General features: G+C 61.5%; 18 protein-coding genes and 1 tRNA gene. 15 read left to right on the top strand and 4 right to left on the bottom strand.

All coding sequences use genetic code 11. The features are described from left to right. Positions 1–217: 217 nt before the first annotated feature. From truA to WMO44_RS10800, 10 genes are all read left to right on the top strand, one after another. Entirely contained in the window at positions 218–982 is a 765-nt protein-coding gene (truA, locus tag WMO44_RS10845) for a tRNA pseudouridine(38-40) synthase TruA (RefSeq protein ID WP_154252783.1), read from the top strand. Further along, positions 979–2199: a DUF5711 family protein gene (locus tag WMO44_RS10840; protein WP_349152599.1), complete on the top strand. Its 1221-nt coding sequence runs from the start codon at positions 979–981 to the stop codon at positions 2197–2199. The genes truA and WMO44_RS10840 overlap by 4 nt, the downstream gene beginning before the upstream one ends. 60 nt (positions 2200–2259) lie before the next feature. Beyond that, positions 2260–2955, top strand: coding sequence for a hypothetical protein (locus WMO44_RS10835; protein WP_249251809.1), 696 nt, complete (start codon positions 2260–2262; stop codon positions 2953–2955). A gap of 21 nt (positions 2956–2976) precedes the next feature. Then, positions 2977–5286 carry an ATP-dependent Clp protease ATP-binding subunit gene (locus tag WMO44_RS10830; RefSeq protein WP_349152598.1) on the top strand — a complete coding sequence of 770 codons (2310 nt, stop codon included), beginning with the start codon at positions 2977–2979 and terminating at the stop codon, positions 5284–5286. 157 nt (positions 5287–5443) lie between these two features. After that, a complete protein-coding gene (locus WMO44_RS10825) occupies positions 5444–5641 on the top strand; it encodes a helix-turn-helix transcriptional regulator (protein ID WP_015537233.1) in 198 nt (65 codons plus the stop codon). Positions 5642–5644: 3 nt separating this feature from the next. Beyond that, complete coding sequence (locus tag WMO44_RS10820; RefSeq protein ID WP_308564950.1) at positions 5645–6088, top strand: DUF6773 family protein; 444 nt, start codon at positions 5645–5647, stop codon at positions 6086–6088. 157 nt (positions 6089–6245) lie between these two features. Next, complete coding sequence (gltX, locus tag WMO44_RS10815; RefSeq protein WP_349152597.1) at positions 6246–7715, top strand: glutamate--tRNA ligase; 1470 nt, start codon at positions 6246–6248, stop codon at positions 7713–7715. Between the two features lie 183 nt (positions 7716–7898). Beyond that, entirely contained in the window at positions 7899–10193 is a 2295-nt protein-coding gene (locus WMO44_RS10810; RefSeq protein WP_349152596.1) for a SpoIIE family protein phosphatase, read from the top strand. Between the two features lie 93 nt (positions 10194–10286). Continuing rightward, positions 10287–11252, top strand: coding sequence for a pectinesterase family protein (locus WMO44_RS10805; RefSeq protein ID WP_349152595.1), 966 nt, complete (start codon positions 10287–10289; stop codon positions 11250–11252). Then, positions 11249–11410, top strand: a complete 162-nt coding sequence (locus tag WMO44_RS10800; RefSeq protein WP_005921947.1) for a hypothetical protein — start codon at positions 11249–11251, stop codon at positions 11408–11410. Before WMO44_RS10805 ends, WMO44_RS10800 begins: the two co-directional genes overlap by 4 nt. Before the next feature lie 73 nt (positions 11411–11483). Here the strand turns inward: WMO44_RS10800 and WMO44_RS10795 are convergent, their stop codons facing one another. Further along, the gene (locus WMO44_RS10795) at positions 11484–13016 is read right to left on the bottom strand and encodes a sensor histidine kinase (protein ID WP_349152594.1); all 1533 of its coding nucleotides are present in this window, start codon (positions 13014–13016) and stop codon (positions 11484–11486) included. Between the two features lie 19 nt (positions 13017–13035). Beyond that, on the bottom strand, positions 13036–13722 hold the full coding sequence (locus tag WMO44_RS10790) for a response regulator transcription factor (protein WP_349152592.1): 687 nt from the start codon (positions 13720–13722) through the stop codon (positions 13036–13038). Positions 13723–13982: 260 nt separating this feature from the next. Here WMO44_RS10790 and WMO44_RS10785 point away from each other — a divergent pair, with 260 nt between their 5' ends. The 5 genes from WMO44_RS10785 to WMO44_RS10765 all read left to right on the top strand — a co-directional run bounded on the left by WMO44_RS10785 (position 13983) and on the right by WMO44_RS10765 (position 19423). Further along, positions 13983–14723 carry a glycosyltransferase family 32 protein gene (locus tag WMO44_RS10785; RefSeq protein ID WP_349152591.1) on the top strand — a complete coding sequence of 247 codons (741 nt, stop codon included), beginning with the start codon at positions 13983–13985 and terminating at the stop codon, positions 14721–14723. 136 nt (positions 14724–14859) lie between these two features. Beyond that, positions 14860–16173, top strand: coding sequence for an SMP-30/gluconolactonase/LRE family protein (locus tag WMO44_RS10780; RefSeq protein WP_349152590.1), 1314 nt, complete (start codon positions 14860–14862; stop codon positions 16171–16173). A 15-nt stretch (positions 16174–16188) separates the two neighbouring features. Next, the gene (locus WMO44_RS10775; RefSeq protein WP_349152589.1) at positions 16189–16749 is read left to right on the top strand and encodes a TIGR01440 family protein; all 561 of its coding nucleotides are present in this window, start codon (positions 16189–16191) and stop codon (positions 16747–16749) included. 5 nt (positions 16750–16754) lie between these two features. Beyond that, complete coding sequence (locus tag WMO44_RS10770; RefSeq protein WP_349152588.1) at positions 16755–17474, top strand: YggS family pyridoxal phosphate-dependent enzyme; 720 nt, start codon at positions 16755–16757, stop codon at positions 17472–17474. Between the two features lie 149 nt (positions 17475–17623). Continuing rightward, positions 17624–19423, top strand: a complete 1800-nt coding sequence (locus WMO44_RS10765) for an ABC transporter ATP-binding protein (protein ID WP_349152587.1) — start codon at positions 17624–17626, stop codon at positions 19421–19423. A 50-nt stretch (positions 19424–19473) separates the two neighbouring features. Here the strand turns inward: WMO44_RS10765 and WMO44_RS10760 are convergent. Further along, a tRNA-Ile gene (locus WMO44_RS10760) sits at positions 19474–19547 on the bottom strand. Positions 19548–19623: 76 nt separating this feature from the next. Further along, complete coding sequence (locus tag WMO44_RS10755; RefSeq protein WP_349152586.1) at positions 19624–20043, bottom strand: hypothetical protein; 420 nt, start codon at positions 20041–20043, stop codon at positions 19624–19626. Positions 20044–20134: the final 91 nt, after the last annotated feature.

The raw sequence follows: 20134 nt of genomic DNA, 5'->3' as shown, positions 1-20134 counted from the left end.
CCCTCTCAGTCAAGGCCTGATGGCCTTGCCAGCTCCCCCGAAAGGGGGAGCTTTTGGTACGGAACTTTTCTGATGAGAGAAAATGCCGCTTCCCGCTGCGGCCCCTCCGGTGAAAGTGTGTCTGTCGCGGTCCGCAGACCGCGACAGACACGAAATAAAAAACGTTTTTCCGCTGAATATGGCCGCAGCGAAGCGGAGGCCATTTTAAATCAGAACTATGAACTTTTTACTTACCCTTGCCTACGATGGCACAAATTACTGCGGCTTTCAGGTACAGCCCAACGGGCGCAGCGTGGCGGCCACCTTTCAGGATGCGCTGGAAGCGGTGCTGGGCTCACGGCCTGATATCAAGGGCTGCAGCCGCACCGATGCCGGGGTGCACGCGCTGGGCTTCCGGCTGAACTTCCATGCCGATACCCGCATCCCGCCCCAGAAGCTGCCGCTGGCGCTCAACCAGCATCTGCCGCCGGATATCCGGGTGCTTGCGGCGCAGACCGTGCCGGAGGATTTCCACGCCCGGTACGCCGCCCATACCAAGACCTACCTGTACCGCATCCATAACCACCCCATCGACTCGCCCTTTGATGCCGCCTACTACACCCGGGTGCCCCGGCGGCTGGACGAAGCTGCCATGCAGGCGGCGGCGCAGCAGTTCGTGGGGACCCACGATTTTCTGGCGCTGTGCGCGGCGGGCAGTTCTGCTGCCGCCCACGGGGATACCGTGCGCACCATCACGGACTGCCATGTCACCCGGCGTGGGGACGAGGTGGACATTGAGGTGACCGCCGACGGCTACCTGTACAATATGGTGCGCATTCTGGCGGGTACCTTGTGCGAGGTGGGCGCGGGGCGGCTGCGCGCGGCGGACATCCCCGCCATTCTGGCAAGCCGGGACCGCAGCCGGGCAGGCCCCACCCTGCCCGCAAAGGGCTTATTTTTAAAGTGTGTGGATTACCCGGAAAGGAAGGAAGAGCAGCCATGAAAAAGCTTCATCGCGGCGGCAGCAGCCCGGACGGAGAGCCGCTTTCTGCCGGACGGGTGGAATATCTGGAGGCAGCGCGCCAGCGGGTGCGCCGCCGCCGTCTGCGCCGTACGGTCATCATTCTGGCGGTGCTGATACTGGTCACTCTGTTTGCCACCGGCGCGGTGGGTACATCCATCGCCCGGGTAAAGGATCTGGTGGATACGGTGCACATTGCCCTTTCCCCGGCGGTGGGCTGGCCGCAGCAGACCGGCCTTGGGGAGCTGACGGCAGTGCAGCCCATGTCCGGCAGCTTTGTGGCCATGGACGAGGATGCCTGCGTGGTGTACAGCCTTGGCGGCACCCGCCTTGCCGGCATCCAGAGCGGTTACGCCCGCCCGGCGCTGGCTGCGAGCAAGACCCGCTTTGTGCTGTACAACCGCTCCGGCAACGAGCTGCGGGTGGAAAGCCGCACCCAGAACCTGTACAGCAAAACGCTGGAAAACAGCATCTATCTGTGCGCCATGTCGGACACCGGCACGCTGGCAGTGGCTACCGATTCTGCCGACAGCACCGCCCGGCTGACCGTGTACACCTCAACCATGAGCGAACAGCTGCACTGGGATATGACCGGCGCGCAGGGCACCCCGGTGCGGATGGCCTTTGCCGCCGACAGCCGCCGTCTGGCGGTGGCGGCGGTCACCTCCAGTGCGGGACAATTACAGGCGAATCTTTTTGTGCTCAACCTTGCGCAGGGCGACCCGGTGCAGCTGAGCAGCGGGGACAGCGTGCCCCAATGGCTGGGCTGGCTGAACAACGACACTGTGCTGGCTGTATATGAGGACAGCGCCGTGGTGTACGGTGCGGACGGCGGCGAGCGGGGGCGCTTCGACCTTGGCGGCGGCAGCCTTGTCAGCGTTTCGCAGGATGGCGCAAGCGCCGCCCTGCTGCTGGAAAACGGGCAGGTGTGCACCGCCGTGCTGCTGGATAAGGACCTGAACGTGCAGTACAGCGGCAACGTGCCTGCGGCAAACCAGATCCTGCGCCGGGGTGAAAAATTTTATCTGCTCACCGACAGCGGCGTGGAATGCTTTACCGCAGACGGGGTGTACCAGTGGGGACAGACGCTTTCCGTCCGTCCGCAGGCACTCATCGCGGGCAAGCAGCTGCTGGTGCTGTGCGGCAACACGGTGCAGCAGATCGCTCCGCCGGAGCAAACGGCTTCCAGCGCCCGGTGACCGAGGGGGAAACCGGTATTTTTGCGGGGAAAGTAATCTTTATAACAGGGAAAACAAGGTATGTTCAAGAATCCGTCATTTCTTTTTGATATCCTATGTACAGTGGTCTGGCTGGTGCTGATGGCACGCTATGCCCGCAAGGGCTTTCTGGCGTCCATCGTGCAGCTGTTTGGCAACCTCATCAGCCTGCTGGGCGCACGGCAGCTTTCTGCCGCCTGCGCGGGCTGGGTGTTTGAAAATCTGCTGGCCGGGGGCTTCCGCACCCAGATTGCCGCCCATCTTTCGGCAGACGGCGTGGTGAACCTTTCCGGCATTGCCCAGCAGTACGCGGGCTTTCTGCCCGAAAGCTTCCGCGCCTCCATCGTGGCAGCCTGCGAGCGCAGCATCAACGCTGTGCTGGCAGATAATGCCGTGGTGCTTGCCGATACCATCGTGGAAAAAGTATTGCAGCCGCTGCTCACCCCGGTGATCATGCTGGTGCTGTTCTTTGTGTTCTACGCGGTGCTGCGGCTGCTGGTCAGTATGCTGGTCACCGTGCTGGGGCTGGTGAATAAGCTCCCGGTCATCGGCACTGTCAACCGGGGTCTGGGCTGGCTGACCGGCGGCATGACCGCAATGCTGGACCTATACCTCGTGCTGTGCGTGGTGTGGGGCCTTGTGGTCATCACCGGCGGCAACCTGAATGTGCTTAACGACACTGTAATGCACAGCAGTCTTTACTATAAAGCGTTTAATATGTTCAACCCCTTTTTGTAACAGGGGCGACAAGGAGGAACTATGGTCTGTATTCGATGCCAGAAGCGTCCGGCGATCATCTTTATCCAGCGGATGGAGAATGGTCAGATGAAGCAGGAAGGGTACTGTCTGCACTGTGCCCGGGAACTGCACATCAAGCCCGTGGACGATCTGATGAAACAATTCGGGATGTCGGAGCAGGATCTGGATAACATGGAAAACCGCATGGAGAGCATGATGGAGGAGCTGGGCGACTCCAACCCTCTTTCCATGCTGATGAATATGTCCGGCAGCGGCGAGGATGCCGATGCGGAGAACATGGACGAGGATCTTGTGCCCGGCAGCAATGCCACCTTCCCGCTGGGCTTTACCGGCACGGAGAAGCAGGACGGCGAAAAAAAGGCCGATCGCAAAAACGGCAAAAAGCCGCCCAAGCGCAAGTTTTTGGATACCTACTGCGAAAACCTGACCCGCAAGGCGCGGGAGGGCAAGCTGGATGATATCATCGGGCGCGACCGCGAGATCTACCGCACCATCCAGATCTTGAGCCGCCGCCAGAAGAATAACCCCTGCCTTATCGGTGAAGCCGGTGTGGGCAAGACCGCCATCGCCGAGGGCATTGCCGAGCGCATTGCCAAGGGTCAGGTGCCCATCGGTCTGCGGGATAAGGAAATCTTCCTGCTGGACCTCACCAGCCTTGTGGCGGGCACCCAGTTCCGCGGCCAGTTCGAGCAGCGGGTCAAGGGCTTGCTGAGCGAGGTAAAGGCTGCGGGCAACGTCATCCTGTTCATTGACGAGATCCACACCATCACCTCTGCGGGTGAGAGCGAGGGTGCAATGAACGCGGGCAACATCTTAAAGCCCGCCCTTTCCCGTGGAGAAATTCAGGTCATCGGTGCCACCACCTTTACCGAGTACCGCAAGTATATTGAAAAAGATCAGGCGCTGGAGCGCCGTTTCCAGCCCGTGCGGGTGGAGGAGCCCAGCGTAGCCGACACCCTTGCGGTGATGAACGGCATCAAGCGCTACTACGAGCAGCACCATCATGTGCAGGTGCCCGCCGAGGTGCTTTCGGCGGTGGTCACCCTGAGCGAGCGGTACATCACCGACCGCTTTTTGCCGGACAAGGCCATCGACCTGCTGGACGAAGCCTGCGCCTGCTGCAATCTGGCGCACCCGGTCATCTCCGAGTATCTGGGGATGCAGAAGGAGCTGGACGCCCTGAAGCAGGAAGAAGCCGAGATGGAGAGCGCGGATGTGAACGAAGCCATCGACTACGAGCGCGTAGCCGAGCGCAAGACCCGCATCGCCAAGCTGGAATCCGAGCTGCCCGCCAAGCAGGCCGCTGCCAGCGAAATTCAGGTGACCATGGACGATGTAGCCAAGGTCATCGAGCTGTGGACGGGCATCCCGGCGGTGAAAATTCGGGAGACCGAGTACGTCAAGCTGGCAGGGCTGGAAAACGCGCTCAAGCAGAAGGTCATCGGTCAGGACGAAGCCGTGCATCTGGTGGCGCAGGCCATCAAGCGCAGCCGCGCCGACCTTTCCGGCCGCCGCCGTCCTGCAAGCTTCATCTTTGTGGGCCCCACCGGCGTGGGCAAGACCGAGCTGGTCAAGCAGCTGGCAGAACAGCTGTTTGACGGCCCCGACCCGCTCATCCGTCTGGACATGAGCGAGTACATGGAAAAATACGCGGTGTCCCGTATGATCGGTTCTCCTCCGGGCTATGTGGGCTACGAGGAAGCCGGTCAGCTGACCGAGAAGGTGCGCCGCCGCCCGTACAGCGTGGTGCTGTTTGATGAGATCGAAAAGGCACACCCGGATGTGATGAACATCCTGCTGCAGATTCTGGACGAGGGCAAGATCAACGATGCGCAGGGACGCACGGTGGATTTCTCCAACACGGTCATCTGCATGACCTCCAACGCCGGCAGCAGCGACCAGAGCGCGGGCAGCCTTGGCTTTAACAAGAGCGACGCCCAGCGCAGCGAGGAAAAGACCCGCAAGGCGCTGGCACAGTTCCTGCGCCCGGAGTTCCTTGGCCGTGTGGACGAGGTCATCGCCTTCAAGCCTCTGACCGAGGAGACCCTGCAGGGCATCGCCGCCCTGATGCTGGACGAGTACAAGCCCGGCATGGAAGCCAAAGGCATCGCTTACAGCTACACCCCGGCAGCGCTCAAGGCACTGGTGCAAAAGAGTCAGGGCGGGCGCTTTGGCGCGCGCGATCTGCGCCGCACCATCCGCAAGGCGGTGGAGGACCCCGCCGCCGAGCGCCTGATCGACGGCACGCTGGCATCCGGCGGCACCCTTGTGGTGGATGCCGATGAAAACGGCGAAGTTGTGCTGAAATAATCGTAACCGCAAAGCACCCCGGCTGAAAACAGCTGGGGTGCTTTTTGTCTGCTCATAAAAACTTTTTGTAATATATACTTGACATTTAGAATGGTAAATGCTACTATATGTCCAGAGGATAAAACAAATGCCGACCCGGCAGAAAAGGAGCATATCAATGCCGAAGAACCTGAAATTAAAGGCCGCCCGTGCGGAAAAGGATATGACGCAAGGAGCGCTTGCCGAGGCGGCAGGGGTTTCGCGCCAGACCATCAACGCCATTGAAAAAGGGGAGTACAACCCCACCATCAACCTTTGCCGCAGTATCTGTAAAATTCTGGATAAGACACTGGATGAACTGTTCTGGGAGGAATGAACTATGAAATTTTCACTATACAGCAAGAAAAACCGGTTGGACGAGATGCAGGAGCAGACCATGCGCAAAATTGAAAGCCATGGCTTCTGGCTGTTGTGGGGCAGCCTTCTGGCGGCGTGGATCGTGCAGACGGTGTTCGGGGCTGCGGACAAGGCTGCCGGAGAGTGGGTCGTATTCATGATCGGCTGTATCTATACGGTTGTCGCGTGTCTGCGCAATGGTCTGTGGGATCGCCACCTTTCGGATAAGGCCCCGGCCAATGCCGTGTATTCTCTGGTGGCTGCGGTGGCGGTTACGCTGATCTGCGGTTTTTCCTATGGATACTGGATCGGTGCTGTTTTTGCCGGTGTTTTTACCGGCATCCTGTGCTTTGCATTGCTGCAGCTGTGCGCCGCATTGACACGCAAACGGCGCGAGCATCTGGATGACCCGAAGGACGGAGAATAATATTATAAAAAGGGGCTGCTGCACAGCATTTGATGCAGCAGCCCCTTTTTGCATGGGTGCATGATATTATCCCGCATTGACAAAACTGCGCAGAATAAGTACAATAAAACATAGCTATCCGCAAATTTTTTGCATGAGAATAAAGGAGCGTTTTTCTATGCCGAGCAATAAAGTCCGCACCCGTTTTGCACCCTCGCCCACGGGTTATATGCACGTTGGCAACCTGCGTACTGCCCTGTACACCTACCTGATGGCCAAGCATGAGGATGGCACCTTCATCCTGCGCATCGAGGATACCGATCAGGGCCGCTATGTGGAGGGCGCTGTGGATGTCATCTACAACACCCTGCGAGAGACCGGCCTTCTGTGGGACGAGGGCCCGGATATCGGCGGCCCCGTGGGCCCCTATGTGCAGAGCGAGCGCATGGGCATGTTCAAGCAGTATGCCGAGCAGCTGGTGGCAGAGGGCAAGGCCTATTACTGCTTCTGCACCGAGGAGCGTCTGGAAGCCCTGCACGCCGAGCAGCGCGCTGCCGGTGAGATGACCCACTACGACGGCTGCTGCCGCGAGCTGCCCAAGGAGGAAGTGGAAAAGCGCCTTGCCGCAGGCGAGCCTTACGTCATCCGCCAGAAGATCCCCCGCGAGGGCGTGACCGGCTTTGACGATGTGGTGTACGGCCACATCGAGGTGAACAACAGCGAGATGGACGACCAGATCCTCATCAAGACCGACGGGATGCCCACCTACAACTTTGCTAACGTTGTGGACGACCACCTGATGGGCATTACCCACGTCATCCGCGGCAGCGAATATCTGTCCTCCACCCCCAAGTATAACCTGCTGTATCAGGCCTTTGGCTGGGACATCCCCACCTATATCCACTGCCCGCCGGTGATGAAGGACGCACAGAATAAGCTGTCCAAGCGCAACGGCGATGCCAGCTATCAGGATCTGGTGGCAAAGGGCTACCTGACCGAGGCGGTGCTGAACTATATCTGTCTGCTGGGCTGGAGCCCCCGCGGCGAGTACGCCGAGCAGGAAATCTTCTCCCTGCCGGAGCTGGTCAAGATCTGGTCCCCGGAGGGCATTTCCAAGTCTCCCGCCATCTTCGACCCCCTCAAGCTGCGTGCCATCAATGCGGAGTATATCCGCCGCCTCAGCCCCGAGGAGTTCCAGAAAAAGGCCGAGCCGTGGATCGACAGCGCCGTGCACAGCGCCATCGACAAAAAGCTGCTGTGCGCAAACCTGCAGCCCCGGTGCGAGGTGCTGGGCGAGATCCCCGAGCAGCTGGATTTCTTTGACGCCATGCCGGAGTACGACGTGAGCCTGTATGCCAACAAAAAGCAAAAGACCACCCCGGAAACGGCCAAGGAAGCGCTGGAAGCCCTGCTGCCGGTGCTGAGCGACGAGGCTCTGGATTTTGCAAACCGCGATGCCGTGTTCGATGTCTGCAAGGCAAAGGCCGAGGAGCTGGGCAAAAAGAACGGCTGGCTGCTCTACCCGCTGGGCATTGCCCTGTCCGGCAAGCAGCGTACCCCCGGCGGTGGCACCGACCTTGCCTGCATGATGGGCCGCGAAAAGACCCTGCAGCGCGTGCAGGCTGCCATTGCAAAGCTGAACGGTTAAGTTTTACAAAATACCCCTAAAGCCCTGCGGCAAAATGACGGTCGCAGGGCTTTTTTGCGTCTTTGGGCGGGTTTGGGGCGGTTCTATGCACCGCGCCAAAAACTGCCGCTGCCCCGCGTTACAGTATATGCAGACAGTGCGGGGAACAGAACAAAAATCCCCGCCGGAAAGCGGGGGATTTTTATGACAGAGCGGATGGGCGTTTTATCTTCGGACGGGCGGTGCTTGCAGCCTTCGCCCTTGGCGGCACGGGCGATGCTGCGCCCGGCGGCGCGGCGGCTGGCAGCGGTGGGCATCGGCTTTGCAGGCGGCTGGGCGGTGTTGTACGGGGCGCTGATGCCCTTTGGGCTGGGGCTGACCCTTGGGCTGGCAGAGGATTGCTTTGCCCCCTGTGCGGCAGGGGCGGCGCTGGGGCTGCTGCTCCATGGACTAGGGGCGCTTTCGCTGCGCAGCCTGTGTCAGCTGTGTGCGCTGGGCGCTGCCGTGGCAGCCCGCTGGCTGCTGCCGCAAAAGTTTGTACCCGCCGCGCTGGCGGGCTGTGGCACCCTGACCGGCATGGCGCTGTGCTTTGCGCTGGGCAGCAGCGGCGGGGCAGACCTTTTGTTGTACAGCGCGGCAGACGCCCTGCTTGCGGCGGCAATCGGCTTCGGGCTGCGCAAATTTGCCCCGGAGCGCCCGGGCATGGGCACGCTGCTGGTGGGCGCAGCCGTGGCGGCGGCGCTGGGCAGTGTGCGGTGGGGGTGGTTTTCGCCCGGGACATTGGCGTGTGCCGCCACAGAGCTGGCACTCTGCTGCCGGGCGCAGAAGTTTGCCGCTCTGAGCGGCAGCGCGGTGCTGGGCGCCGCCCTCTGCGCCGCAGACCCCGCCCTTGCCCCGGCGGCAGCGGGGCTTGGCTGTGCCACGGCAGCGGCGGCGGTGCTGGCACCCGGACGGCGGGTGGAAACGCTTGCTGCCTACGCGGGCGGGTGCGTATCCGGGGTACTCTGCGTGCAGCCGCCCGGAAATGCCTTTGGGCTGCTGTTCAGCGCCTGCGGCGGCATGGCGGTGGTCTGCCTGCTGCCCGGCGGCTGGCTGGCTCCGGTGGCGGAACCCTCACAGAGCGGGAAAAACACCCCCGCGCCCGCCCGCAGTGCGGCGGCATCTACCCGGCTGGAAGCCGTGGCGCAGAGCCTTTCCTCGCTGGCGGAGACAGTGAACGCAGTCTACGAGGGTTTGCCCCGGCGGCGGGAGGGTTTCCGCTGGGTCATAGACAATGTACATGATACGCTTTGTTTTAACTGCGGACGGCGGGAGACCTGCTGGAAGCAGGAATACACCGCCACCATGGCGGGCATGGAAGCGCTGCGTCCGCTGCTGGAACAGAATGGCAGCGTGGAAACAGCGCAATTGCCTGGGCAATTGTCCCGCTGCATCCACCCGGCGGCGCTGTGCGCGGCGGCGGGGCGCAGCTTTGCGCTGTACCGCAGCCGCAAGGAAGCGCGCATCCATTCCGAAGCCATGCGCACCGCCCTGACCGAGCAGTACAGCGCCGTAGCTGAAGCACTTGGGGTGCTCAGCGAGCAGCTGGGACGCCCCGGCGACCCCGAGCCTTATAAATCCAGCCGGGTGGCGGAGTTCTTCACCGGGCTGGGGGCGCCGCCGCAGGAGTGCGCCGTCACGCTGGACGACCTTGGCCGCACCCATGCCGCCGTCACCCTGCCGCGCACCCGGTTCACCCCGCAGGAGCTGGCGGCGCTGGCGGGGGAGGTGGGGCATATCTGCCGCCGCACGCTGGAGGTGCCGCAGGTGCTCTCCTGCAAGGGCATGACCACCCTGCTGTTCAGCGAAAGACCGGCGCTGCGGGCGGTGTTCGGGGCGGCAAGCGCTGCCGCCCGGGGCGAAGTCTCCGGCGATGCAGTGCAGCAGTTTTGCAGCCCTACGGCGGCGCAGATGATCTTATGTGACGGCATGGGCACCGGACGCCCGGCGGCGGTGGACGGCAATCTGGCGGCAGAGCTGACCGCCCGGCTGCTCAAGGCGGGCTTTACCGCCGAGCTGGCGGCGCGGCTGGTGAACGTGGCGCTGGCGCTGAAAAGTGAGGACGAGAGCGGCGCAACGTTGGACCTCATCAGCGTGGACTTATACACCGGCACGGCGCGGCTGTTCAAGGCCGGGGCTGCCCCGGGGTTTCTGGTGCACGGCGGGCGGGTGCGGGCTGTGGGCGAAGCTACCCTGCCCATGGGGGTGCTGGGCGGGGTGAACGGGCAGAGCCGGGTGGTGCACCTGACCGCCGGGGATTACGCAGTGCTGGTATCGGACGGCTTACTGGTGGACGGCGCGGGCTGGGTGGCAAAGCAGGTGGAGCTTTCGGCGGCGGCGGGAGACGCGCCGGAAAAGCTGGCCGAAACACTGGTGCAGACCGCCCGCATCCGCGCACAAAAGACCGGCCGCCCGGATGATATCACCGCCGCCGTGCTTCGGCTGGAAAAGAGCGGGTAACGGCGGCAGAGTTTCCGTTGCAATTTGCGGGAAGGAGGGGTATACTGGAAGCATATTTTTCAGCCCGGCAGTGCCGGGCGCAGGAGGCGGCTTATGCTTACCATCAACGTTGCACCCGACGGCAGCGGACAGTTTACCACCATTTCCGAGGCGGTGCTGGCGGTGCCCTACGACTGCCCTGCGGTCATCCGCATCGCGCCGGGTATTTACCGGGAAAAGCTGGTTTGTGAGAAGAAGGATATCACCTTTGCGGGCGCGGGCATGGATGCCACCCGGCTGGTATGGAACGATGGCGGCAAGCTGCCGCACCCGGACGGGCGTCCCACCCACACCTTCCGCAGCTACACCGCCTTTTTCAGCGGCGAAAAGCTGCGGGTGGAGGATATGACCATCGAGAATGACGCAGGCCCCGGCGCAAAGGCGGGACAGGCCATCGCTGCCTATGTGGACAGTGCCCGGGCGGCGTTCAGCCGCGTGCGGCTGCTGGGCAATCAGGATACCTTGTTCTGTGCCCCTCTGCCGGAGAAGGAGCGGGAGAAGGACGGCTTTCTGGGCCCGCGGGTGCTGGCACCCCGCCGGGCAAGCGCGCAGTATTACCACAAATGTGAAATTGCCGGAGATATCGATTTTATCTTTGGCGGGGCGGACGCCCTGTTTGAGTACTGCACCCTGCGCACGGTGAATAACGGTCTTGCGCACAGCTGGGTCACCGCGCCCTCCGGTGCGGCAGATGGGCTGGGCTTTGTGTTCTGGGACTGCGATTTTGTCTCGGACTGCCCGGCGGGCAGCGTGTATCTGGGCAGACCGTGGCGGCCTACCGGCAAAACGGCGGTGCTGGACTGCCGTCTTGGGGCGCACATTGCGCCGGAGGGCTTTGCCGGCTGGAACGACCGCACCGACACGGCGCTGGCCGGCTTTGCCGAGGCAGGCAGCACCGGTGCGGGCGCAGGGGAGCGCTCCGGCTGGGTGCAGGCGCTTTCGGCTGCCGAAGCCGCCGCGCTGCTGCGCGCTGCCCGGCAGAAATGCCGCATAGAGACTACGGAAAGGATAACGGAATGAAAAAATTACCCAATGCAGTAAAATGGCTCATCATTCTGGTGGTGCTGGGTGCCATGGGCGCGATGATGTGGGCGGTGAACGACCGCGCCTCCCGGGTGGAGATGCCCGCCCCGGACAACACCTTTGGCATCTACCATACAGCAGAGAGCGGAACATAATAAAAGCACCGGCAGTTTCCCGATTGGAAGATCTGGAAAACTGCCGGTGCTTTTTCTGTATCACAGGGGGTGCTCACTTGCCCTCAAAATCGTCCACATAGGGCAGATCGCTCATGACGAACCAGAAGGTGGTGCCCTTGCCTACGGTGCTTTGTACGCCGAAGCGGAAGCTGTGCTGCTGGAAGATGGCCTTGGTGATGGAAAGCCCCAGACCGGTGCCCTGCTTGCCGGCGTCCGAGCGGGAGCGGTAGTACCGGTCAAAGATATAGGGCAGGTCGGCGGCGGCAATGCCCGGGCCGTGGTCCTCCACCTCTACCCGCACGCCCTCGGTGCAGCGGAAGGCACGCAGGATAAAAATGCCGTCTTGGCCGATGTGGTGCATGGCGTTGCCCAGCAGATTGTGCAGCGCCCGCTGCATCATGTCCGGGTCGGCATAGACTGGCAGCTCTTCTTCCGGCAGCTCCAGCTGCAATTGCCAGCCGTTCTGGGCGCAGACTGCGTCGTAGCGCTCGCTTACTTCATCGCACAGCTGCCCCATGTCAAAGTGCACCCGCTCGCACTTATAGGTGCCGCTGGTCACTTTGCTCAGCTCCATCACGCTGGACACCAGCGCGGTCAGGCGGTCGGCCTCGTCCACGATGATGTTCATTTGCTCGTCCCGGTGGGCCTTGTCGTCACCGGTCAGGTCGCGCACCGTCTCGGCGTAGCCCTTGATAAGGGTCAGCGGGGTGCGCAGGTCGTGGGAGACGTTGGCCAGCAAATCGCGCTGCATCTGCACCGCGTGCTGCACCTCCTCGGCCATGTGGTTGAAGTCCCGGGCAAGGTCGCCCAGCTCGTCGTTGCGGCGGTTGTCCACCTGCACGGCGTAGTTGCCCAGCGCCATCTGCCGTGCGGCGCTGGAAAGCTGGCGCAGCGGTTTTGTGAACCACTCGCTGAACAGCCACGCCGCCGACATGGCAAAGCCGAAGATCAGCGCCGCTGCCAGCGGCAGCAGGGTGCTGAGCACCTTGCCAGCCTCGGCAACGTGCACAAGGCTGGTGGTCACCAGCACGGTGTAGCTGCCGTCTGCCGTGGTGCGCCCTACTAATAGCTGCGCCGAGCCGGAGAGCCGGGGCGGGTTGAGCGTCTGCACAAAGCTGCCCATGCTGCGGCATTTGCGCCGCATGGCAAGGGCAGTGGCAATGATCTTATCGTTGTTGGCAGAATCCGAAAGATAGGTGCCGTGCAGGTTGCAGAAGGACTGGTTCTCGATCTTATAAATGGTGTGCAGGGTAGTGTCCGAGATATCCACGCAGAAGCTGTTCAAGGTGCCCTTGGTGTACAGTTCCAGCGTGAGTTTATCAAAAAAATCGCTGTTGACCGACAGCTGCCCGAAGGACCAGCTGGACAGCACCTTGCCCTCGGCAATAGCATCGTCCAGCCGCTCCACGATGCTGTCAGCCTGATTGGTGAGCTGGGTCTCGATGTGCTTGGTGTACAAAGGCTCCAGCAGCTGGGTGGACAGCAGCCAGAACAGCCCCAGCAGAAACAGGCAGATGAAGCACAAAAACCACATCAGCTGCCCGCGGATGCCAAGGGTATGCCGTGCTTTGGTGGTTTGCCGCATGCTCCGCACGCTCCTTCAGTCAACGGGCGGCATCGGGGTCGAACTTATAGCCGATGCCCCATACCGTAGCAATATAGCTGCGGCATTTGCCCAAATGGCCGCGCAGCATCTTTACATGGGTGTCCACGGTGCGGTCCTCGCCGAAGTAGTCGTAGTTCCACACCTTCTGCAAAATCTTTTCCCGGCTCAGGGCAATGCCCTTATTGGAGGCCAGAAATACCAGCAGGTCAAACTCCTTGGGGGTCAGGGCCACCTCCTCGCCGGACACCCGTACGGTATGACTGGCAGTGTCGATGGTCAGCTCGCCAAAGGTCATGGTATCGGCGGCCTCGGTGGTGCGGGGCATGGTGCGGTTCAGCACCGCGCGCACCCGCGCCACCAGTTCCCGGGGGGAGAAGGGCTTTACCACATAGTCGTCTGCGCCGCTTTCCAGCCCGGCCAGCTTATCGTATTCCTCGCCCCGGGCGGTCAGGATGATGACCGGGGTGTTGATGTGGCGGGCGCGCATCTCCCGCAGGCAGGTCATGCCGTCCATAAAGGGCATCATCAGGTCTAAGATCACCAGATCAAACCCGCCGCCGGACAGCTGTGCCAGCGCCGCAGAGCCGTCCCCGGCTTCCTCGCAGACGTAACCGGAATATTGCAGATGCTCGTGGATCAGCTCCCGGATGCGGGGCTCATCGTCAACGATCAGGATCTTTGCCATAAAACAGGACTCCTCCTATCATAGTTCAGTATACGACTTTATTTTAATGCAAGAATTGGAAAAAGCTGTGAATTTTAAGTGAATGGTTTGGAAAAACAAAACCGTCTGCACCCAGTATACCACACCGGGCGGCGGGGCGGCAATCTTTTTACAGGGAGACACGGAAAAATACGCTGGGGAAACTTGACAAGAAAATGCGGACTTTTGTAAAATAAGGTCGTAACGATCAGGAAATTTGCAGAGAAAAAGGAGAAGTGCTCATGAGCATCCCCAAGATCCTCCATTACTGCTGGTTCGGCGGTGGGACTATCAGCCCGGAGAACCGGAAATGTATGGAAAGCTGGGAGAAATACTGCCCGGATTACAAGATCATCGAATGGAACGAGCAGAATTTTGATATCAGCAAAAACCGCTATGTGCAGCAGGCCTACGAGGCAAAGAAATATGCCTTTGTATCGGACTATGCGCGGTTGGCGGTGGTGTACGAGTACGGCGGCATTTATCTGGACACGGATGTGGAGCTGGTGCGCCCGCTGGACGAGCTGCTGGAGATGCCCGGGTTTATGGGTTTTCAGACCAATAACGAGGTAGCCACCGGGCTGGGGTTCGGGGCACGCAAGGGCAACCCGGTGGTGCAGGCGCTGCTGCGGGATTACGATGCACTGGATTTTTTAAAGGCGGACGGCAGCGCGGACCTGACGCCCTGCCCGGAGCGGAACACAAGGGTGTTGCAGGCACTGGGCGTGCGCAAGGACGGAACAAGGCAGAGCATCGAGGAAATGGAAATCTTTCCGGCAGAGTATTTCTGCCCGATGGATCTTTGCAGCCGGAAGCTTCGGGTAACGCCCAAGACCTACTCCATCCACCGCTATGCCGAAAGCTGGAAGCCGAAGCCCAGCGCGGTCAGCCGCATTTTGCAGCGGCTGCTGAAGAAGCACTATTATACATGGTACTGCCCTCTGCGCGGTCGGATCGAGGGACGGCTGAGAAAGAGGACCTGAAAACCGGAGCTGCCGCACGATGCTGTGCAGCAGTTCTTTTTGTCCCCGCTTGCCCTTTTTGCGCAGGAATGCTATACTTTAGCGATAAAGGACAGTGCGCTGTCCGCAGGTTTTTCAGAGATAAGGATAAGCGCTTATGCGAATCGGACTGATCGAATTTTTGCTCATACTGGCCATTGCGTCCCTCACGGTAGGGCCGCGGGTGGCGTTGTTCGTGGACCGGTGGATGCGGCGTGCCAACCGCGCCAACGCCATGGCGGCGCGCCGCCGGGCAGAGTATGCCGCCCAGATGGCTATCGAGCGGGATGCCATGCTCAAGCGGTTCCGCACCGCCAGCACGGTGTTCGGGGTGGGCATCCTGCTGGTGCTGGTGTATGCGCTGGGTTTCCGTCCCATCGACACCCCGCCGCAGGCTTATAAAGCACCCGACCTCCGGCAGGAGACGGGCGCGATGCAGACGGCAGTTTCCACCGACCGTAAGACCCGGCTGGAGCTGGGGGAGTATCAGGGCGTGGACTGCATCCGCGCCAAGGACGGCCTTTTGTATGCCGCCGCATGGAACGGTGCTGCCCTGAAAAAGCGCACCAGCGACCTTGTGCGCACCGATGGCGGGCACGCTGCCGCCATCCTGAGCGTGGAGGGCGAGCTGACCGGCTTTGCCTTTGATGCCGCCGGGGATGTGTGGCTGACCCAGCTGACCACCGCCGGGGGAACCTTGTGCCGCGCCAAGCACGACAGCTGGGGCGCAGCGGTGGAGCAGGTGGTCACCCAGCTGGACGGTGCGCCGCTGGGGGCGGTATCTGCCGTGGAGGTAAGCCCGGCGGGCAAGGTATACTTTGCGGTGGCTGCGGCGGCAGGCGCAGAGAACGGGCTGGAAAGCGCCCTGCGCACCGAGCTGCTGGCGCACACTGCTACCGGCTGCGTGTATGTATACGACCCCGCCGCCCGCACGGTGGAAAAGGTGCTGGGCGGGGTAGCAGGCGCTGCGGGTCTGGCGCTCAGCCCGGACGGCAGCACCCTGTATGTCTCCGACCTTGGCAGCCGCTGCATCTGGGCAGTGGATGCCGACGCCCGGGAACTGACCGCCGGGGGACGTGGCTGCATCGCCGCCTTTGCCGGTCTGCCGGGCTATCCCGGTGCGCTAGCTGCGGACACGGACGGCACGCTGTACATCAGCTACCGCTGGGCGCGCAGCAGCTGGCTGGAAAAGAACGCGGACAGCACCCTGCTGCGGGGCATCGCCCTGCGGGCGGGGCAGAATACGCAGGAGCGGCTGTTCCGGTGCACGGCAGACGCACCCTGCGCCGAAGCAGTGAGCCTTGCCACCGGGGCTTGGGAGCAGACCTTTACCGGCCTTGCACAGGACAGCTGCGCGGCGGTGTGCCCGGTGGAAAGTAAAGTATATTTCGGTGCAGCAGGGGCAAACAGCCTGCTGGCTGCAAACCGATAAGCGAGGTGTTTTTGTATGACCGAAGCATTTGCAAAACAGATCGAGACCGAAGCGCGGCAGGCCATGACCGAGCTGGTGGCTGCGGCAAAGCTGAAAAAGGGAGATGTGCTCGTGGTGGGCTGCTCTTCCAGTGAGATGGTGGGCGGTCACATCGGCAAGGATTCCAGCATAGAAGCTGCCCGGGCGCTGTACGCGGGCGCTGCGCCGGTGCTGGCGGAAAAAGGCATCTGGCTGGCAGCCCAGTGCTGCGAGCACCTGAACCGTGCCATCATCCTTGAGCGGGAAGCCGCAGAAAAATACGGCTGGGAGGAAGTGTGCGTCGTGCCCCGTCCCCATGCGGGCGGCAGCTGGGCCACTACCTGCTGGAAGAACTTCAAAGACCCGGTGGCTGTGGAAGAGATCCGCGCCAACGCGGGCATGGATATCGGCGGCACCCTGATCGGGATGCATCTGAAGCGGGTGGCAGTGCCGGTGCGGCTGAGCCTTAATAAGATCGGCGAAGCAAACATTCTGTGTGCCTACACCCGTCCGAAGCTGATCGGCGGCGAACGCGCCCGCTATACCGAGGAGGACTGAGCGAGATGGCAGAAAAGAATTTGGAACAGATGCGGCAGGCTGTGGCCGAGATCCGGGAAAAGATGGCCGCCGCCGCCCGGGAAGCCGGGCGCGACCCGGCGGCGGTGCAGCTGTGCGCCGCCTGCAAGACCCGCACGGCGCAGACCATTGCCGCCAGTGCCGCCCTGCCTATTGACTTGTTTGGCGAAAACCATGTGCAGGAGCTGTGCGCAAACTACGATGCCGGGGCTTACTGCGGCAAGCCCAGCCATTTTATCGGCCACTTGCAGACCAATAAGATCAAAAAGGTGCTGGGGCGGGCAAGCCTGATCCAGAGCGTGGACAGTGAGCATCTGCTGCTGGCCATCGAGAAGGAAGCCGCCAAGGCCGGCATCGTGCAGGACATTTTGCTGGAAGTGAACATCGGCGGGGAAGAGAGCAAGACCGGCGCCGCGCCGGAACTGCTCTGGCCGCTGCTGGACACCGCCGCCGCACAGGAGCATATCAGGGTCAAGGGTCTGATGGCGATTCCACCCGTAAACGATGACGATGCCCAGAACCGCCGGTATCTGGCGCAGGTGTATCAGCTGTTCGTCCGGGCAGGGGAGCGCGGCTACCGCAACGTGGAGATGCAGACCCTTTCCATGGGCATGAGCGGCGATTTTGAGAACGCCATCCGGGAGGGCGCTACCCTTGTGCGCATCGGTACCGCCATCTACGGTGAGCGGGATTACAGTAAAAAGTAAAAAACGAACCCTCTCAGTCTCGCTTCGCTCGCCAGCTCCCCCGAAAGGGGGAGCTTATGCGGGCTGACCGGCAGCTGCGTAAAACCTCTCCCTTTCGGGAGAGGTGGATTTGCGAAGCAAAGACGGAGAGGGTTTACAACGGAGGTATCATGTCTAAAAAACCGAAAACCAAAACCAACGACCCCGGGGCGCACCACGCAAGCAGCGGTGCGCTGATCCGGCGTTTTCTGCCGTATCTGGCAAACTATAAGATGGTGCTGTGCCTTGATCTGTTCTGTGCAGCGCTGACGACCCTGTGCGATATCGTGCTGCCCAAGATCATGAGCACCATCACAAACTCCGCCATGGGGGTGGGCATCACCCTGACGGCGGGCATCGTGCTGAAGCTGGCGGCGCTCTACTTTGTGCTGCGCATCATCGACGGCGCAGCCAGCTACTATATGTCCAGCATCGGCCATATCATGGGCGTGCATATCGAAACGGATATGCGCCGGGATGCCTTTGACCACCTGTTGCAGCTGGATCACACCTACTACAACAACACCAAGGTGGGCACCATCATGGGGCGCATCACCAACGATTTGTTTGACGTGACTGAGTTCGCCCACCACTGCCCGGAGGAGTTTTTCATCGCGGGCATCAAGATCGTGGCGTCCTTTGTCATCCTGTGCCGCGCAAGCATCCCGCTGACCTTGGCAGTGTTTGCCTGTGTGCCGCTGATGGGCGTGGTGTCGGTGTACCTGAACGGCCGTCTGCGGGCACGCTTCCGCCAGCAGCGCGTCCAGATCGGTGAGCTGAACTCCACCATCGAGGACAGCCTGCTGGGACAGGGCGTGGTCAAGGCCTTTGCCGCCGAGGACGAGGAGCGGGAAAAATTTGCCAGGGGCAACCGCGCCTTTGAGCAGATCAAGACCCTTGGCTACTACGCCATGGGTGCGTTCAACACCTCCACCCGTCTGTTTGACGGGTTGATGTATCTGGTGGTCATTCTGGCGGGCGGCCTGTCGCTGGTGTACGGTAAAATTACCGCCGGCGATCTGGTGGCCTATATGCTCTACGTCACCACCCTTATCGCCACCATCCGGCGCATCGTGGAGTTTGCCGAGCAGTTCCAGCGCGGCATGACCGGCATCGAGCGCTTTGCCGAGATCATGGACACCCCGGTTGCCATCAAGGACGCACCGGACGCAGTGCCATTGCAGCCCGGCCCCGGCGAGATCCGGTTCGAGAAGGTGTGCTTTGAGTACCCGGACGACCACAACAAGGTGCTGCACGACGTCAGCTTGGACATCCGCGCCGGAGAGCGTCTGGCGCTGGTGGGTGCCTCCGGCGGCGGTAAAACTACCCTGTGCAACCTGATCCCCCGCTTTTACGAGGTGACCAGCGGCCGCATCCTCATTGACGGGCAGGATATCCGCCGGGTCACCCTGAAGAGCCTGCGGCAGGATATCGGCATCGTGCAGCAGGACGTGTACCTGTTCAGCGGCACGGTGGCGCAGAACATCGCCTATGGCAAGCCCGGCGCTACCCGGCAGGAGATCGAAGCCGCCGCCCGTCTGGCGGGCGCGGAAAAGTTTATCCTTGCGTTGAAGGATGGCTACGACACCTATGTGGGCGAGCGCGGCGTCAAGCTGTCCGGCGGACAGAAGCAGCGCATCGCCATTGCCCGGGTGTTTTTGAAGAACCCGCCCATCCTGATCCTGGACGAGGCCACCAGTGCGCTGGACAACGAGAGCGAGATCCTTGTGGGACAGAGCCTTGAAAAGCTGGCGCACGGCCGCACCACCCTGACCATCGCCCACCGCCTGACCACTATCAAGGACTACGACCGCATCCTTGTGCTGGGCGAGGAGGGCATCGTGGAAGAGGGCACCCACGCCCAGCTGCTGGAAAAGCAGGGCGTCTACTACCGCCTGTGGAACCAGCTGCCCGCAGAGGATGGGGAATAAAAGCGCCTGAAATACAAAAAAGACACCCGGAAGGGTGTCTTTTTTTCGTATGGGCCAGGCAGGACTTGAACCCGCGACCAAGCGGTTATGAGCCGCCAGCTCTGACCAGCTGAGCTACTGGCCCGCAGGGGTGCTGCATTGCTGCAACACGCACTAGTATAACAAAAACTGCGCAAAAAGGAAAGCATTTTCCGCAAAAATCATTTGGTGCGGTGAGCATCCAGCTTTTGCAGCATAAATTCGTCCAGCATGGCGGGCGGGAACAGCGGCTCTTTGTAGCCAAAGGCCTCCCGGATAAAGATCAAAGTCACCACGGTCTGGCGGCCGGGGTCCAGCCGCAGGGTGTACAAAGTGTCCAGCGGCTGCTGGCTGGGCTGGTGCAGCGTCAGGTGTAGCAGAAAGCTGCCGTCGTTCTCCCGGCGGCACTCGTAGGCAAAGAGGTCGGTGTCGCTGCAGGAGTCCAGACGGTCAAAGCACTCGTCCAGCGCAAGGCCGGTGCGGAACTCGGACAGGCCGGCGGGGCCGTACTGGCTGCGGCGGGTTGTCTCCCGCCGGGAGAGCAGATACACGATGATGCCCAGCGCACAGGCTAAAAGACAGACGGAAACGACAGCGTTCATGGAAAGACCCTCCCCAAAAGAGTTTTCCTTATTGTAACACAACCTGCGGGGGTTTGTGCTATAATATTTATAATTCTTTTTTAAATTTTTC

Source organism: Faecalibacterium tardum, from assembly GCF_040096515.1.
GTDB lineage: Bacteria > Bacillota > Clostridia > Oscillospirales > Ruminococcaceae > Faecalibacterium > Faecalibacterium tardum.
The sequence above is the reverse complement of the archived record's forward strand: the minus strand, read 5'-3'. Positions and strand labels throughout refer to the sequence as shown.

Bases quoted from the DNA above. Each gene is read 5' to 3' on its own strand.
- WMO44_RS10770 (WP_349152588.1), top strand. From the start codon at position 16,755: ATGGCAGAAAAGAATTTGGAACAGATGCGGCAGGCTGTGGCCGAGATC.
- WMO44_RS10755 (WP_349152586.1), bottom strand. From the start codon at position 20,043: ATGAACGCTGTCGTTTCCGTCTGTCTTTTAGCCTGTGCGCTGGGCATC.
- WMO44_RS10800 (WP_005921947.1), top strand. From the start codon at position 11,249: ATGAAAAAATTACCCAATGCAGTAAAATGGCTCATCATTCTGGTGGTG.
- WMO44_RS10835 (WP_249251809.1), top strand. From the start codon at position 2,260: ATGTTCAAGAATCCGTCATTTCTTTTTGATATCCTATGTACAGTGGTC.
- WMO44_RS10840 (WP_349152599.1), top strand. From the start codon at position 979: ATGAAAAAGCTTCATCGCGGCGGCAGCAGCCCGGACGGAGAGCCGCTT.
- WMO44_RS10775 (WP_349152589.1), top strand. From the start codon at position 16,189: ATGACCGAAGCATTTGCAAAACAGATCGAGACCGAAGCGCGGCAGGCC.
- WMO44_RS10795 (WP_349152594.1), bottom strand. From the start codon at position 13,016: ATGCGGCAAACCACCAAAGCACGGCATACCCTTGGCATCCGCGGGCAG.
- WMO44_RS10780 (WP_349152590.1), top strand. From the start codon at position 14,860: ATGCGAATCGGACTGATCGAATTTTTGCTCATACTGGCCATTGCGTCC.
- WMO44_RS10765 (WP_349152587.1), top strand. From the start codon at position 17,624: ATGTCTAAAAAACCGAAAACCAAAACCAACGACCCCGGGGCGCACCAC.
- WMO44_RS10785 (WP_349152591.1), top strand. From the start codon at position 13,983: ATGAGCATCCCCAAGATCCTCCATTACTGCTGGTTCGGCGGTGGGACT.
- WMO44_RS10810 (WP_349152596.1), top strand. From the start codon at position 7,899: ATGACAGAGCGGATGGGCGTTTTATCTTCGGACGGGCGGTGCTTGCAG.
- WMO44_RS10825 (WP_015537233.1), top strand. From the start codon at position 5,444: ATGCCGAAGAACCTGAAATTAAAGGCCGCCCGTGCGGAAAAGGATATG.
- WMO44_RS10790 (WP_349152592.1), bottom strand. From the start codon at position 13,722: ATGGCAAAGATCCTGATCGTTGACGATGAGCCCCGCATCCGGGAGCTG.
- WMO44_RS10805 (WP_349152595.1), top strand. From the start codon at position 10,287: ATGCTTACCATCAACGTTGCACCCGACGGCAGCGGACAGTTTACCACC.
- gltX (WP_349152597.1), top strand. From the start codon at position 6,246: ATGCCGAGCAATAAAGTCCGCACCCGTTTTGCACCCTCGCCCACGGGT.
- WMO44_RS10820 (WP_308564950.1), top strand. From the start codon at position 5,645: ATGAAATTTTCACTATACAGCAAGAAAAACCGGTTGGACGAGATGCAG.
- WMO44_RS10830 (WP_349152598.1), top strand. From the start codon at position 2,977: ATGGTCTGTATTCGATGCCAGAAGCGTCCGGCGATCATCTTTATCCAG.
- truA (WP_154252783.1), top strand. From the start codon at position 218: ATGAACTTTTTACTTACCCTTGCCTACGATGGCACAAATTACTGCGGC.